The 13,862-nt window shown below is 55.1% G+C and carries 13 protein-coding genes; 6 read left to right on the top strand and 7 right to left on the bottom strand.

Translation table 11 applies throughout. The annotated features are described in order from the left end of the window. From ABTW62_RS09015 to ABTW62_RS09005, 3 genes are all read left to right on the top strand, one after another. The coding region (locus tag ABTW62_RS09015) for a helix-turn-helix domain-containing protein (protein ID WP_430904252.1) at positions 1-315 on the top strand (315 nt) is incomplete at its 5' end. Positions 316-363: 48 nt separating this feature from the next. After that, positions 364-591, top strand: a complete 228-nt coding sequence (locus ABTW62_RS09010) for an addiction module protein (protein WP_430904251.1) — start codon at positions 364-366, stop codon at positions 589-591. Continuing rightward, positions 591-881, top strand: coding sequence for a type II toxin-antitoxin system RelE/ParE family toxin (locus ABTW62_RS09005; protein ID WP_430904250.1), 291 nt, complete (start codon positions 591-593; stop codon positions 879-881). The genes ABTW62_RS09010 and ABTW62_RS09005 overlap by 1 nt, the downstream gene beginning before the upstream one ends. Before the next feature lie 71 nt (positions 882-952). Here the strand turns inward: ABTW62_RS09005 and ABTW62_RS09000 are convergent, their stop codons facing one another. Next, positions 953-1,714, bottom strand: a complete 762-nt coding sequence (locus tag ABTW62_RS09000) for a Mut7-C RNAse domain-containing protein (protein ID WP_430904249.1) — start codon at positions 1,712-1,714, stop codon at positions 953-955. Here ABTW62_RS09000 and ABTW62_RS08995 point away from each other — a divergent pair. Both ABTW62_RS08995 and rtcA read left to right on the top strand, forming a co-directional pair. After that, the gene (locus tag ABTW62_RS08995; RefSeq protein ID WP_430904248.1) at positions 1,698-1,847 is read left to right on the top strand and encodes a hypothetical protein; all 150 of its coding nucleotides are present in this window, start codon (positions 1,698-1,700) and stop codon (positions 1,845-1,847) included. The genes ABTW62_RS09000 and ABTW62_RS08995 overlap by 17 nt on opposite strands. 40 nt (positions 1,848-1,887) lie before the next feature. Next, positions 1,888-2,919, top strand: coding sequence for an RNA 3'-terminal phosphate cyclase (gene rtcA / locus ABTW62_RS08990; protein ID WP_430904247.1), 1,032 nt, complete (start codon positions 1,888-1,890; stop codon positions 2,917-2,919). 231 nt (positions 2,920-3,150) lie between these two features. Here the strand turns inward: rtcA and ABTW62_RS08985 are convergent, their stop codons facing one another. The 5 genes from ABTW62_RS08985 to ABTW62_RS08965 all read right to left on the bottom strand — a co-directional run bounded on the left by ABTW62_RS08985 (position 3,151) and on the right by ABTW62_RS08965 (position 11,497). Then, positions 3,151-6,204 carry an efflux RND transporter permease subunit gene (locus ABTW62_RS08985; protein ID WP_430904246.1) on the bottom strand — a complete coding sequence of 1,018 codons (3,054 nt, stop codon included), beginning with the start codon at positions 6,202-6,204 and terminating at the stop codon, positions 3,151-3,153. After that, positions 6,201-7,295 (bottom strand): efflux RND transporter periplasmic adaptor subunit, encoded by a 1,095-nt coding sequence (locus tag ABTW62_RS08980; protein WP_430904245.1) that lies wholly within the window; start codon positions 7,293-7,295, stop codon positions 6,201-6,203. The genes ABTW62_RS08985 and ABTW62_RS08980 overlap by 4 nt, the downstream gene beginning before the upstream one ends. A 413-nt stretch (positions 7,296-7,708) precedes the next feature. Continuing rightward, complete coding sequence (locus ABTW62_RS08975; RefSeq protein WP_430904253.1) at positions 7,709-10,123, bottom strand: sulfatase-like hydrolase/transferase; 2,415 nt, start codon at positions 10,121-10,123, stop codon at positions 7,709-7,711. Continuing rightward, on the bottom strand, positions 10,101-11,306 hold the full coding sequence (locus ABTW62_RS08970; protein ID WP_430904244.1) for a glycerophosphodiester phosphodiesterase family protein: 1,206 nt from the start codon (positions 11,304-11,306) through the stop codon (positions 10,101-10,103). Before ABTW62_RS08970 ends, ABTW62_RS08975 begins: the two co-directional genes overlap by 23 nt. Positions 11,307-11,368: 62 nt before the next feature. Next, positions 11,369-11,497 carry a hypothetical protein gene (locus tag ABTW62_RS08965; RefSeq protein ID WP_430904243.1) on the bottom strand — a complete coding sequence of 43 codons (129 nt, stop codon included), beginning with the start codon at positions 11,495-11,497 and terminating at the stop codon, positions 11,369-11,371. Positions 11,498-11,591: 94 nt separating this feature from the next. On the opposite strand from ABTW62_RS08965, the gene ABTW62_RS08960 reads away from it, so the two are divergent. Continuing rightward, positions 11,592-12,641: a glycerophosphodiester phosphodiesterase gene (locus ABTW62_RS08960; RefSeq protein ID WP_430904242.1), complete on the top strand. Its 1,050-nt coding sequence runs from the start codon at positions 11,592-11,594 to the stop codon at positions 12,639-12,641. A 160-nt stretch (positions 12,642-12,801) separates the two neighbouring features. Here ABTW62_RS08960 and ABTW62_RS08955 read toward each other — a convergent pair whose 3' ends face one another. After that, positions 12,802-13,836: a methyltransferase gene (locus ABTW62_RS08955; protein ID WP_430904241.1), complete on the bottom strand. Its 1,035-nt coding sequence runs from the start codon at positions 13,834-13,836 to the stop codon at positions 12,802-12,804. Between the last annotated feature and the right edge of the window lie 26 nt (positions 13,837-13,862).

The following is a 13,862-nucleotide window of genomic DNA, read 5'->3' as shown; positions in this document are numbered from 1 at the left end:
GGAGATTTTGTGCATGCGGGGGTGGGATTGCCGAGTGTTTGGAATGACTTGCGCGGGCAAATTTATCTTGGTAAGGAAGAATTTGTCGAAACCATGCAGCAGCATGTGCAATCCGATCACAATATCAGTGAAATTCCACGCGCGCAGCGAAGAGCAAATGCCAAGCCGCTCTCATATTATTCATCGTTCAATGACAGAAATGCAGGGATTGCAGCAGCCTATCAAACAGGCGACTATACAATGAAAGCGATAGCGGATGAATTCGGACTGCATTATGCGACTGTCAGTCGCATTGTTAAAAAAGCTGGGGCATGATGTTTTGTCACAAGACTTGACCCCTAATTCTAGCCATGGAGGTTTTTCATGAATACGTCACTCAAGCAAATCGAAGAGCAGGCTTTAAGTCTTAACCCCGAGGAAAGAGCCAGATTGGCTGAAGTAATGCTGGAGTCACTTAGTGCGCCGCTAGCGGGAATTGAGGAGGCGTGGGCTCAAGAGATAGAGCAACGTGTCGCTGCATACGAGCGTGGCGAAATGCCATCGTATTCTGCCGAGGATGTGTTTGCTGAGGCAAAGCGAATGAGCAAGTGATGCGAGCCAAGTTCATTGCGCCCGCAAGGCGAGAATTCCTCAAGGAAGTAGTTTACTACAATGAACAAGAACCAGGTCTGGGTGCTGCACTTGCGCAAGAAGTTGAGCAAGCCGTCGCTAGGGCACTGGCTTTCCCGGATGCAGGCTCTCCTGCTTCAAAGAGCACCAAGCGTGTCTTCGTTAATAGATTTCCCTTTTCTGTTGTATACCGCCCCGATGCGAAGGGTATTGTCATTTTTGCGATCGCTCACCATTCGCGCCGTCCCGATTATTGGGCAGTACGTGTATAAAGGCGCTCAGATATAGCATCAAGTCTTTGATTTGTAACATACGCCAGTTTCATCGCTGCCCTGGAAGCTTCTCAGTGCCGTCTTGTATCCATGGGGTGGCTCAACAACTGGTCGATCAATTGCATGACGCGCGCAAAATGGCTGCCTTGCCAATAGATCTGGCCGCAATCCGGGCAGCTCAGGAATTTGTCGTAATACTTCTTCGTCAAGGGTTCCAGGCGATGCGCGATTTGGTGTTTGTCAGTTGCCGTCAGTTTCCCGTTGCAGCGGGTACAGCGCGTCAAGGGATCGAGCGAGCGGTACAGGTCGAATCTCGCCAGGACTTCCCGCACCTGGATTTTGGGCATGTCCGAGCGGACGAAATAGCCATGGGTGACCAGGTTGCGCCGGAGCAGGTTGCGGTCTCGGGTGAGAACGGTGCGCTGCTGCGTGCTGGCGATTTGCGCAATGACTGCATCCTCATAGTCATTATGGTACAGGCAATCCAATCCCAGCAGCCTCAGATAGCGCGCCAGCCGCCCAAGATTGGTATCCACGATGAAGCGGGGTGGGTGTGGTGGTTCAGGGCGCAATGGGATCGGTGACGGCACGCCAGGATTGGTCGAGACTGGATAAACCTGGATATGGTCGCCATCCTGCACAAGATAGCTGAAATCCACCGCGTGACCGTTGACCACAATCCGCTCAACTTCGGTATGCGGCACATTGAATGACTCGATCATATCTTTGACCGAAGCCTTGCGGTCGAAGCGATGAGCGATTTCTCTGTGACGGTATGCAGGCGCTAGAAAATCATTCAATGTGTGATGGAAATGAATGGTGATTTGTGCCATCGATACGCTATCCTCGATTGTCCGGGATGTCTGGCATGGCCGCGAGCGATTGCATCGTTTCCCGGAACATGCTGATCCCAAATGGGTCGCTGCCAACCTGGCAGTGTTTATCCAAGGCTATTTTATGTCATAGTGGTGTTTATTCATGACGAAGTTTTTTCCGAGGCCGGGGCATGCTTGAAATCGATGGCAGTTATGGCGAGGGCGGGGGGCAGTTACTGCGCCTGGCAGTGGCGTTGTCTGCCATTACCGGTATCGGTGTGCATATCGGCAATATCCGGGCACGGCGCTCCAATCCTGGCCTGGCGCCGCAGCATTTGGCCGGGGTCCGGGCGGTGGGCAAGTTATGTGCTGCGAGGATGACCGGTCTTGCGCTGCGATCGCAGCGGATCGTTTTTGAACCGGCCGCGTTGCGCGGCGGAGAATTTCGTTTCGATATCGGGACCGCAGGCAGCATCACGCTTGTGCTGCAGGCCCTGATTCCCGTCATGCTGTCCGCTCCGGCACCCTGTGCAGTACGGGTCACGGGGGGAACCGATATCCGGCAGGCGCCTGCTGCCGATTATTTGCGGGCAGTGCTCGTCCGGCTGATCGAACGGCTCGGCGCGCAACTGAGCGTGCGGGTGCTGCGGCGTGGCTATTATCCTCGCGGGGGCGGCGAGATCGAGGTTAATGTGCAGCCTGCCAGGCTGGTGTCATGCGTGTTCGACCGGTTCGGTGGCGCCGGGCCAGTGCGCGGTATTGCGCATGTGGCCAATCTGCCCGAGCATATCGCGCTGCGCATGGAGCGGGCAGCCTGTGAGCGGCTGGCTGCATTGGGTGTGCAGGTCAGTATCGAACGGCGGATACTCGGGCATGAAGCTGCCGTAGGCGCTGGCGGGGCGATTGTTTGCTGGGCCGAGTGCGGGCAGACGGTGCTGGGCGCGGCGCGTGTCGCAGAGCGTGGCGTGCGCGCAGAAGCGCTGGGTGAGGCTGTCGGCATTGAGCTGATGGCAGATATTGCGACAGGGGCCGGGCTCGATGTGCATGCGGCCGATCAGCTGCTGGTATTCCTGGCGCTTGCTGGCGGCGGTTCATTCAGTGTGCGCAGGCTAACCCTGCATGCGCGCACGGCGATGTGGCTGATCGAGCAGTTTCTGCCGGTGACATTCGAGGTGGCAGAATCGGCAGGGCTGACCTATGTCAGCGTGGTTGCGCGCAGCTGATGCGCCAGTAGAACGGACGCATCGGATTGGCCAGCCGGGGTTCCGGCAGGGCTGCTTCAGGGCGCTGACTAGGAGGCTGCCCGAGAATAGACTGATCTACTGCGGACGAGCCTGATTGGCCGGATTTTACGATCCTTTTCGTTAAATAGAACGACTATTCGCCTCAAATGATCGAAAAATCCAACTTAACCAGCCTCGCCCTCGCTACGATCGCTATTCTCGGACAGCCTCCTAGGCAATTGATTCATCCTGATGCCGCTCACGTGCCAGCAACAGGTAGAAAGTCGGCACCACAAACAATGTGAACAGCGCGCCGCCAATGCCGAGTCCGCTGACGATGACCAGACCAATATCAAAACGGCTGGCCGCGCCGGGGCCGGAAGCCAGCAGGAGCGGTACCATGCCGACCATGGTCGAGACGGTGGTCATCAGGATAGGTCGCAAGCGAATGGTCGCTGCCTGTTCGACGGCGTTGCGCCTGGATAGATTCTCCCGCAACTGTAACTGGTTGGCGAATTCGACGATCAGGATGCCGTTCTTTGCTGTCAGGCCGATCAAGGTGATCAAGCCAACCTGAGTATAAATATTGAGCGAAGAAAAACCCAGCATCAGAAACGCGAGTGCGCTCGCGATCGACATCGGTACCGAGGTCAGGATGATGAGCGGATCACGCCAGCTTTCGAATTGCGCGGCCAGCACCAGATAGATAATCAGCAGCGACATGAAGAAGGTGATGATCAAGTCGCTGCCCTGTTGCGCGTATTGGCGCGAGCTGCCGGTATAGTCATAGCTGAAGCCGCGTGGAAACAGCTCGCTGGCCAATTGCGCCATATAGGCCATGGCGTCACCGAGTGCATTGCCCGACGCGGGTGATCCCGATACCGTCAAACTGTTGAGTTGCTGGAACTGGGTGCGTTTGCTGGGTTCTACTGATTTTTCAATACGTACCAGGGACGAAAGCGGCACCTGGCCGCCGGAGGCTGTGCGTAAATAGTAATTCTGAAATTTGCTGGTATCGAAACGCGCCAGATCGTCTACCTGCGGGATAACCTTGTAGCTGCGGCCCTGCAAATTGAAGCGGTTGACATAGCTGTCACCCAGCAAGGCAGCCAGGTTGCGGCCGATATCCTGCATCGAGATGCCGAGGTCAGCCGCCCGGTCACGGTCGATCACCAGCGTGGCCTTGGGGCGATTGAATTCGACTTCCTTCCTCAGAAAGGAAAAGCGGCCACTTGCCAGCGCGCTTTCCACCAGCTGATCGGCAATCTGATCGATTTGGGCGTAATCGGCATCGGTTTTGATCACGAATTGAAGTGGCAGGCCGCCGCCGGAGCCGGGCAGGCTCGGGCGCGGAATAATTGCCGTCTGGAACCCGGCGATGTCATTGACCCTGGTCTGCAACTCCGGCTGGATATCCATTTGCGAGCGCTCGCGCTGGGTTGTCGGCGGCATTTTGAAACCGCCGAATACCACATTGTCATCGCCGCCGAAACCGAGCAGCATGAAGCTTTCGTGATATTCGGGAATGGCTTCAAAGGTGTCGATCAGCTCGCGCGCGTAGCTTTCGTTGTATTTCAGAGTCGCGGTCTGGGGGCCTGTGGCCATGAAGAACAGGATGCTCTGGTCTTCGGTGGGCGCGAGCTCCTTCTGGGTCAGACTGAACATGAAATAAATGCTGGTCAGCACGACCAGCGCGAACACCGGCACGACGGCCGGCACTGCCAGTACCGCATGCAGCCAGCGCCGGTAGCGATTGGCCAGGCCGGTAAACCAATGCTCGAGCGTACGTTCAAACCGGCCCGCCGCACCTTTCGCTTTGAGCACCCTGGAACTGAGCATGGGCGCCAATGTCAGGGCCACGATGGTTGAAATGGCGACTGCGCCAGCCAGTGAGAAGGCAAACTCGGTAAACAGCGTGCCGACCAGACCCCCCATGAAACCGATCGGCAGATAAACCGCGACCACCGAGACAGTGGTTGCGATAATGGGCAGCACCAGCTCGCGCGCGGCATCGATCGCAGCCTGGAGACGCGAGCTGCCCAATTCGATGTGCCGGTGTACATTCTCGACCACGACAATCGCATCATCGACGACCAAGCCTATTGCCAGCACCATCGCCAGCATGGTCAACAGGTTGATGGAAAAACCCATCAGCAGCATCAGGAACAGGCTGCCGATCAGTGACAGCGGGACAGTCACCGCCGGCACCAGCGCCGCGCGTACCGTTCCCAGCGACAGATAGATGACCACCAGGACGATCGCAACTGCTGCCACCAGGGTGAACAGCACTTCGTCGATCGAATCCTGAATGAATTGGCTGGCGTCATAAGGGACCAGCGCCTGCAAGGCCTCGGGCAGCTCCGGTTGGATTTCGGCCACCGCCTCGCGTACAGCCTTGGCGACAACGAGCGGATTGGCGCCGGGTGCCTGTTCGATACCCATGAAAATGGCGTCCTTGCCTTTATACCAGCTGACCGAATTATAGTCTTCGCTGCCCATTTCACTGTGGGTGATATCGCCCAGACGGATCAGCGTGCCATTGCGATTGCTCACGACCAGCTGCCGGAAATCCTGCTCTTGCGCCACGTCGGTTGTGGCGCTCAGGTCGATGGTGACATAGTCGCCTTTGGTCTGACCTGCACCCGAAAGGTAATTGTTGGCCTGCAATACCTCCGCCACCTCACCGGCGGTGATGGCCAGTGCAGCCATGCGCCTGGGGTCCAGCCAGATGCGCATGGCAAAGGTTTTGTTGCCGAGCAACTGCGCCTTGCCGACACCCTCCACGGCTTGCAGTTTGGGTTGCACTACGCGCAACAGATAATCGTTGATTTGGGCCGGTGTCAGTGTGTCACTGTAAAAGGCCAGATACATCAGCGCGGTGCGGTCGCCGGTCTGCGACGTGATGACTGGATCCTCGGCCTCGGCTGGCAGAACGTTGCGCTGGCTGGCGACCTTGGCCTGGATCTCGGCAACCGCGGCATTGGGATCGTAATTCAGGCGCATGCGCGCTTCGATGGTGGAACTGCCCTGGCGGCTGACCGAAGACAGGTAATCGATGCCATCAGCTTCGGCAATTGCTTGCTGCAGAGGGGTCGTGATGAAGCCTTTGACCAGATCGCTGTCGGCGCCGGGGTAACTGGTGGTGACAGTTACTACCGTGTCCTCGGTTTTCGGATATTGGCGCACGTCCAGCAGGAGAACCGAGCGCAGGCCGATTACCAGGATCAGCAGACTGATAACGCTCGCCAGGACCGGGCGCTGGATAAACAGATCGGTGAATTTCATGGCCTGGATGCCCGTTCGCTCGGTGCGGGCTGTTTGTCGATGAGAATTTGCATGTCGTTGCGCAATTTGACCTGCCCGGCACTGACCACATGTTCACCGGCTTGCAGGCCTTTGATGATCTGGACGCGCCCTTGTCGGTTTTCACCGGTCTCAATTTGCCGGCGCTGGACGGTCAGGCCGCGCGCATCGGACTCGACCACAAAGACCGATTCTCCATAGGGATTGTAGGTAATGGCGGTATCGGGCAGCGTCAGTACCTCTAGTTGTTGGCTGGACAGCACCTGTACATCGGCAAACATGCCAGGGCGCAGGATCTGCTCGGGGTTGGGCAGTGTGGCGCGGACTTTGATCGAGCGTGTGCCGATATCGATGGCCGGGTTGAGCGCGCTGATTGTGCCCTGGAAGTACTTGTCCGGATAGGCCTGGACTGTCAGGGTCAGTGCCTGGTCGATGGTCAGGCTGGCCAGATGCTGCTCGGGCAGCGCGAAGTCGACATGAATCGGATCAATCGACTGCAGCGGTACGATCGCCGAACCCTCGGTCAGATATTGGCCGAGGTCGACCAGCCGGATGCCGAGCCGGCCATCGAAGGGCGCGCGGATGCGTTTTTTTGCGATCACCGATAATTTGGTCTTGACGGCGGATTCAGCCTGAGCCAGCTGCACGCGGCTGAGATCGTAGGCCGACTGGGAAATGAACTCCCTGGCAATCAGCTGCGTGCTGCGCTCAAACTGCACCTGAGCCAGCAATTCATCGGCCTGCAGCCCTTTGAGCTCGGCTTCGTCGGTTGAGGTATCGAGCTCGATCAGCAGCTGACCTTTGCGGACCGGCTGGCCGGATTCAAAATGAATCGCCGTGACCTTGCCGGGCAGTTCGTTGCTGACATCAACCCCTGCTACGGCAATGAGACTGCCGACACTGGTTAGGTAAGGCTGCCAGTGTTCCTGCCGGACTTCCGTCACGGCCACGACCGGGGGCGTGGGGGCCTGCACGCGGTCTTGCGCCCGCCTGTCCTGATAGAACTTCCAGCCGAACAGCCCGCCGAAAATCAGCATGGTCAGAATCGCAACCAGCAACATGCGTTTAATCATGAATTCATACCAAGTGTTTGAAGATCAGAAAAAGATTGGTATAACCAATAAGCTGTTTGGAAATTGCTATTCTAGGCCCATCTTTTTAACATTATTATAGGGTGTGTTTGCGCACCATTCGGCCGATGCTAAATTTTGGTTGCCGGAAAAGGATCTGGCTTCGCGATTTTCAGCTTCGTGGATTATGAACATGCGCCCAGCAAAAATCCATCAACGGTTTTATGGTGCGCAAGCGCACCCTTGCATGAAAATTGCTATTGCTGAATACTTGCAGCGCGCATGGCATACACCAAGCTGATAATAGTTCAGAGGCAAATGATCGTGGATGAACGAGCCAGCCAATTGTATAGCATCTGTTTACATGTGGCCCGCCGGAGAGCGGTGGGGAAACGGCAGTTATGCTGCAGCTTCCGTTACGGCTGTGTCAGGGACAATTCGGTGAGCAAGCTGAACTGCAGGGTTTCTCCCGGTATCTGTTGCAGGACACGGGCCGATAATTGGCCTGCTTCTTCGATGGCGGGGATGATGACTTCACCATGGCCATAATAGGCATGACAAAAATCCGGTTCAGCCGGACGGACGGCATCCGCCAGTCCTTCCAGGGTAACCACTTCATAACGATCAGGGCCGGTATTGGCTAGGGTCACCTGGAACAGGCCATCTTCATGCGCCAGCTGTGTCAGATGCAGTGTACCTGTAACAGGGTCGACTGTATTGGAAGCGGTTGTGGCTGGCTGACATAAGTTTGCCAGGTAGGCTGTGTTGTCGCTGTCTGTCTGGCTGGACATGACGCGGGTCAGCGCCTGCTGACAACCGCTATTGCTAAGATGAAGCGATTCCAGATCCGGCGCCTTGCCCAGAACCAGTTGTTCGCCGCCCAGTTTGCCCAACACGGCCACGATCTCATCATCATTCGCTGCCATGTCCACCGACTGGAACGGCAGGCTGGCGGCAGGTGCGATGACAATGAAGGGGTGGTCGCGATACTGGTAAAGCGCATGTGCCAGATTGCGCCGATGGACCGCAAAGGCTGAAGTTGCGACACCCTGGTCGTTGAGCAAGGCGATCAACCCATGGGTTGTGCCCATGGATTCGAATGGCAATGGCATGCCTGACATGGACAGCGGAACCTCGCGCTTGGAGATCAGCAGTTTGTGATTTTGAGCTGAGAATAGTTGGGCGTGGTCGCAAATGCTGTCAGCTGTGCTGGTTAGGAGGTTGAGATTGAGATACTGGATCGCATCCAGGCGTGACTGGGCATAGACATCAACCTGTGGCCGTGCTGTTTCCAACAGACTGTTGCCTGCCAGGAATGCCGCCGAGTGCTGAACCTCCAGCAAATCCAGTACGGTTGGAGCCACGTCCATGTGGGTGCCGTTATCGGCCACGCTTGACTTGACTGGGGTGTTCAATGCCAGAAACAGCAATTGCCGGTCATAGTCGCTTGGATAGAGCGGCTGGGCATCGTTACGCATGGCCAGGTGATCACTCAGCAGGACAACGACGGTATTTTCCCAGGCTGGATGCTGGGCGATACGCTCCAGAAAACGCGCGACCAGGTGGTCTGTGCAGTGTACGGCATGCAGAATGCTGTTGTCGATTGGGAGATAACGGGGACAGGAAGCGGACGGATGGCCGCTGGGATGGTGTGTGTCCAGAGTCAGCAGGGTGAGGTTGAATGGTTTTTGCAGTGTGGCCAGCCGTTCGAATTCCTGTGCGGCCAGGTCGAACAGACTGTCGTCATAGAGCCCCCAGCCGCTTAAATAGGAGGGATCTGTCAACAGTGGTATCAACTGGTTTTTACCTTTGACCTGATCAAAACCATGCTTGCTGAGCAGTGTGCCTTTGCCGCCGAATTCGGTGGGTGCGCCACCCATGTAGACCTGGTGATAGCCAGCCCGTTTCAGAATGTCCGGCAGGCAGGTTGCCTGATTGAGAAAGCCGCCTTGGAGTATGTCATTGCTGCCCGGGCCAAGCCCATAGAGTAATGGCGTGCCGCACAGTGAGGCGGTCATGCCGGCTACTGTCCAGTCAGTTCCTTCGGTCTGCTGCATGTTGTTGAACATTAAGCCGGATTGCATCAGCTGGTTCAAATTGGGTGTCAGGCCGGGAAATACCTGCTCGTCGGTATAGAGGCGCTCCAGGCTTTCCAGATAAATCAGCACCAGATTCTTGCCGGGGGTGACAGTGCCTTGCAGTGGCGTGAGCGCAGCCCGGTTGAGCCCAAGCCGGTTCCAGTCGATGTTATCCAGGGCAGGCGCTGGCTCTTGTCGTGACAACATTTGCCACTGAGCAGCCGAGAGCCGGGCGAGATCCGGTTCCAGAGCCAGCATCAGCATCAGCATCAGCATGGATGGCAGTGCCAGTCGCAAAAAATTGCGGCCGTCTGTATCAGCCGGTTTGGGCGGCAAATGATCGACTATGCGCCATGTCAGCCAAAGACATCCGATTAGAAACAGGATGCTGGCAGCCATCAATGGCAGATAAGCAGCGGATACCGCAAGGCTGTCGGTATTTAGGTGATAAAAGAAACGGGCGTTGAAGCTTTCACCCTGGAAATAAAAGGAAACAAATCGCATCATTAACAATAATGCCGCGCAGCCTGTCATTATGCAGGCGGTCAGCCGGCGTTGCCAGAGCCGGGTGATGGCAGCAACGAGCCATCCTCCGCATGCCATCAAGCAGGCCAATCCAGCCAAAGCCAGCAGCAACCAAGCCAGTCCATTGTGTTGGCCGTAATGAAATGATGCCAGGACCGGGGCAGCCAGTAGGCCATAAAGGGCGATGACCAACAGATACAACGGCTTAATATTGCGGTAAGAGTACATCACTGTAGATTCCTTTGATTCCCTGGGATTGCAAATAGCTGAAGAATGCCGTCTGATTGACGGTATGGGCGTAGACCGGCACACTGCGCTGATTGAGTTCGGCCACGACATTGCTTGAGAGCGACTGATTTACTGGCATGGTGACGGCTGATAGCGCGTGCGAATCGACAAAATCCAGTAGCGCCTGATTACTCAGATTGGCGCGATAAAGTGTGAGAATGAGTCTTTGAAAACCCAGTTCGCGGGCGGGGTGGTATTCATCTGTCTGATAGATCTGAGGGATGAAGCGATCTTGCAAGCCGGCGCTGTGGCGCATGATGTAACGCAGGCCAGCGAGGTTGTCACGCTTGATATCCGTGATGATTGTTGCGTCAGGGCGACTGGACAGCCAGCTGATCAGATCCTCGAAATGCATCTGGGTCAGTCCATATTTCATGGTCAGGCTGGTGAAGTGGGCAAGGGTGGGCGCGCCGGCGGGCTGGTCAAAAAAACGCCGGCAAGTGGACTCCCAGTCATGAATCAGAACCAGATGGCCATCGCTGGTCCATGAGAAATCCACCTCGAAGAAACGGTGGCCAGCCTGGTAGGCAGCAGTCAGTGCTTGCAAAGAGTTGCTGTAAATTTGTCCGGCGATCAGGCCGCCCCCGTGCACGATCACTGGCGGCAATTCACTGGCATAGGCTGTTGTTGGCAGACTGGCAGGCACTGCGTGCCGGTTAGGCGGCAGCAGGGCCAGATCAATGCGCTTTTCTGCCAGCCAGTTGCTTTCGTCAAGGGGATCGGTATCAACCTTGGCCAGGACAAAGAAAATCTGGTACTGACCAGTGGCCATGCCTGCATGCGTGGGCAAAATCAACGTTTCTTTATGGACATCGCGTAACAGCCAGCCTGGTTTTTGCATGGGAAACGAGATCCGCTTGTCCGGCCACACAACGGCCACATGGACATCTACTATATTTTCCGGAATTTCCCCAGCAGCGATGCTGAGTGACAGCGTAATGGGTTCGGAAGGGGTGTATACCTGTTTGGGCATGAGGATGTCCAAACAGTCCCCACAAAGCTGCGTATAGGCAGGCGTGGTCAGGCACAGCAGCAGGAAGCACTGTGCAAGCTTGTAATGCAGGCTGGCACAGGCGGTCTGGCCACTGACGGCACGCAAGAAGGGATGAATCGTTGAATGCATTTATCCAATTCTATCCAATTATCAGCAGTGATTGTCATACCATTGTCACAATAATGCCATATTTACATGGTAAGGAAGTGGGCAGTATGCATTTTGGGAATAATCGGCGCATGGGACATGCCAAAATCGGGTAGACTCAATCCGCGCATCCAGGCCGGGACAGGCAGGCAGCGCACCGGTATGCCGGTCATATCATGTTATATAAGCGATGCCGGCTGAAAAGACAGGCCCGGTCAGCAATGAGCGGTCCGTCATGTATCCGCAATCTTCATACAGGGAGGTATCATGAAATTATCCAATTGCCTGGGTGCGATAGTTGTCAGTGCTGTTATAGGGCTGTTTTCCGGTGCTGCAGCTGCCGATCTGGATAGACAGCTGCGCTGGACAATCGATGACTTGCTGACGGAGAAGCCGCGCCCGTTTGTGATCGGCCATCGGGGATATGGAGAAAATCTGGGCGAGAACCCAGAAATTCCCATAGAAAATACGATCGCGTCGGTCATGCGCGCTTTCAGAGCGGGTGTGAGCATCGTCGAGGTCGACGTAGTCATGACAGCGGATGGGCATGCCGTCGCATTGCACGATGATTTCCTGAGCGACCTGACCTGTGTCAATCGCCTGACGTTTGGACAGTTGAAAAAGCGTCTGCCCCATGTGCCGACACTGATGCAGGTGCTGTATGTCGCCAAACCATTTTCTTACCGCCACCCGGTCAAAAACCGTGATCACATTAGCGGCCTGGTGAATATCGAAGTCAAGACACCCTCTCCCTTGTGTGATCCCGCTGATACCACGGAGTCACAGCTGGTCGCTGCCGTATTGCGTGCCGTGGAAAGAACCCGAAGCACTGGGCAAGTGATAATCGAGACGTTTTCACCGAAACTGATGGCAATGTTCGCCGCTGAAGCGCCAGCGATCAAACGCAATTTTTCCGTCAATATGCTGCAGCTGCTCAGCCAGGAAGAGGTGGAGGTGATCACCGGGCTACCGGTTACCTTGATAGACAAGGATGACGGATTCGATTTGCAGTGGGCTGAAACCGGCGTATTCTTCCGCTTGCCCGGCTATCGTTCGCTGGATGAATATGTCAGTGTGGCATTCAGTCTGGGTGCGCAGCTGATTACACTCGATAAGCTGATCCCCTTGCAACTGGAATTTGCACAGGCAGATGGCGCCGCCTTGTTTGTCAACCAGCTCCACGCCCTGGGTTTCGCCGTGACAGCTTTTACAGTGGATACCGAACCGGAATGGATGTTCCTGTCGGCGATTGGGATCGATGGCATCTATACGAACAACATCCCCATGGGGCTGGCGCTGGAGGGGAACAGGGATTAGGGTAAATATGCACCAGGGACGAAGGGAAATGACTTCATATTCCTTCGTCCCGGCAGATATTTCAATATCTGAATGGCGCGCTCAAGTCTCTGTATATTTCGGTTGTACTTCCTTTAAAAATGTCTTCTCAATAAATCCGGGAAAAGGAATGCACGGTATTTTATGGTTTGACTCCAGTCACAATGCTGTTATAACCAAGTGCTTTAAATATCTGAATGTCCTTGAATCCCACTTCCTGCAGCATTGAAGACAGTTCTTTACCGGAATATTGTTTACCCTCCGTCCAACTCATCATCATCATGCTGAATGCGGCAGAAGCATAAGGACCGGTTTTTTCATCGTTATAAAGCATCTCATGGATGGCGATACGACCTCCTGGCTCAAGGCTTTCGAAGCTTTTGGCAGTCAGAAAATGGCCTTTCTCTGGTGGCCAATCATGGTAAATACTGGAGAAAAAATGAAGATCAGCCGATGGCCAGCCATCGATCCAGATATTGCAGTCAACGGTTTTGATGCGATCTTGTAAGTGATACTGCGCAATATATTCCTGAGCGACTTCGCAAACCTGCGGGAAATCGAGTATCAGTGCCTGCAGATTTGGCCATTTCAAGGTTTCCCCAATCGAATGTGCGCCCGAGCTGCCGCCAATATCCAGCATCACCTTGTGCGCGGATAAATCCAGAACAGTTGGCCAGTAAAGCGCGGATGCCATACTCATACTATGCATCCCGGCAGTAAAGCGGTGAAGGAGTTCGACTTGTTCTTCATGGGATTTATAAATGTCCCCCCCGCCATAGACTTGGGGTGAATTCGTGAGAATCGCCTTCTCAATACTTGAATAAGAGCATACCTGATAGTTGTCGATCACCAGGTCCCACAAATAGCCAAAATAGCTTGGGCTTTCTTCAAGCAAATACTCCCTTGCCACTGCAGCCAGTGAATATCGGCCTTCTTGCAAAGTTAAAAAGCCCAAGGCAGTGGCTGCCGTCAGAATTGCTTCGGCCGGACGTTGTTTGATTTTAAGTGCGTCGCTGATTTCGGCTAGGGTAAGTGGTCCATGAGCCAGCAAGGGGAAAAGCTTTAGCCGATGCGCTAAAAAAAGTGCAGGATAGCCATAAACGGCGAAAATCACATCCCATAACGGACGATCATCAACCTGTGGTGTTTGTATGTTGGAAGAAATATTCTGTGCCATCAAACCTCCTTTGATTTCGACCAATT

This window comes from Nitrosomonas sp. ANs5 (genome assembly GCF_050584665.1).
In the GTDB taxonomy this organism is placed as follows: Bacteria; Pseudomonadota; Gammaproteobacteria; order Burkholderiales; family Nitrosomonadaceae; genus Nitrosomonas.
This window is presented reverse-complemented; position numbering and strand designations above follow the sequence as displayed.

What these genes read in the sequence shown, in the direction of transcription:
- ABTW62_RS09010 (WP_430904251.1), top strand. Translation starts at nt 364, where the DNA reads ATGAATACGTCACTCAAGCAAATCGAAGAGCAGGCTTTAAGTCTTAAC.
- ABTW62_RS09005 (WP_430904250.1), top strand. Translation starts at nt 591, where the DNA reads ATGCGAGCCAAGTTCATTGCGCCCGCAAGGCGAGAATTCCTCAAGGAA.
- ABTW62_RS08995 (WP_430904248.1), top strand. Translation starts at nt 1,698, where the DNA reads ATGGTGATTTGTGCCATCGATACGCTATCCTCGATTGTCCGGGATGTC.
- ABTW62_RS09000 (WP_430904249.1), bottom strand. Translation starts at nt 1,714, where the DNA reads ATGGCACAAATCACCATTCATTTCCATCACACATTGAATGATTTTCTA.
- rtcA (WP_430904247.1), top strand. Translation starts at nt 1,888, where the DNA reads ATGCTTGAAATCGATGGCAGTTATGGCGAGGGCGGGGGGCAGTTACTG.
- ABTW62_RS08985 (WP_430904246.1), bottom strand. Translation starts at nt 6,204, where the DNA reads ATGAAATTCACCGATCTGTTTATCCAGCGCCCGGTCCTGGCGAGCGTT.
- ABTW62_RS08980 (WP_430904245.1), bottom strand. Translation starts at nt 7,295, where the DNA reads ATGATTAAACGCATGTTGCTGGTTGCGATTCTGACCATGCTGATTTTC.
- ABTW62_RS08975 (WP_430904253.1), bottom strand. Translation starts at nt 10,123, where the DNA reads ATGTACTCTTACCGCAATATTAAGCCGTTGTATCTGTTGGTCATCGCC.
- ABTW62_RS08970 (WP_430904244.1), bottom strand. Translation starts at nt 11,306, where the DNA reads ATGCATTCAACGATTCATCCCTTCTTGCGTGCCGTCAGTGGCCAGACC.
- ABTW62_RS08965 (WP_430904243.1), bottom strand. Translation starts at nt 11,497, where the DNA reads ATGACCGGCATACCGGTGCGCTGCCTGCCTGTCCCGGCCTGGATGCGC.
- ABTW62_RS08960 (WP_430904242.1), top strand. Translation starts at nt 11,592, where the DNA reads ATGAAATTATCCAATTGCCTGGGTGCGATAGTTGTCAGTGCTGTTATA.
- ABTW62_RS08955 (WP_430904241.1), bottom strand. Translation starts at nt 13,836, where the DNA reads ATGGCACAGAATATTTCTTCCAACATACAAACACCACAGGTTGATGAT.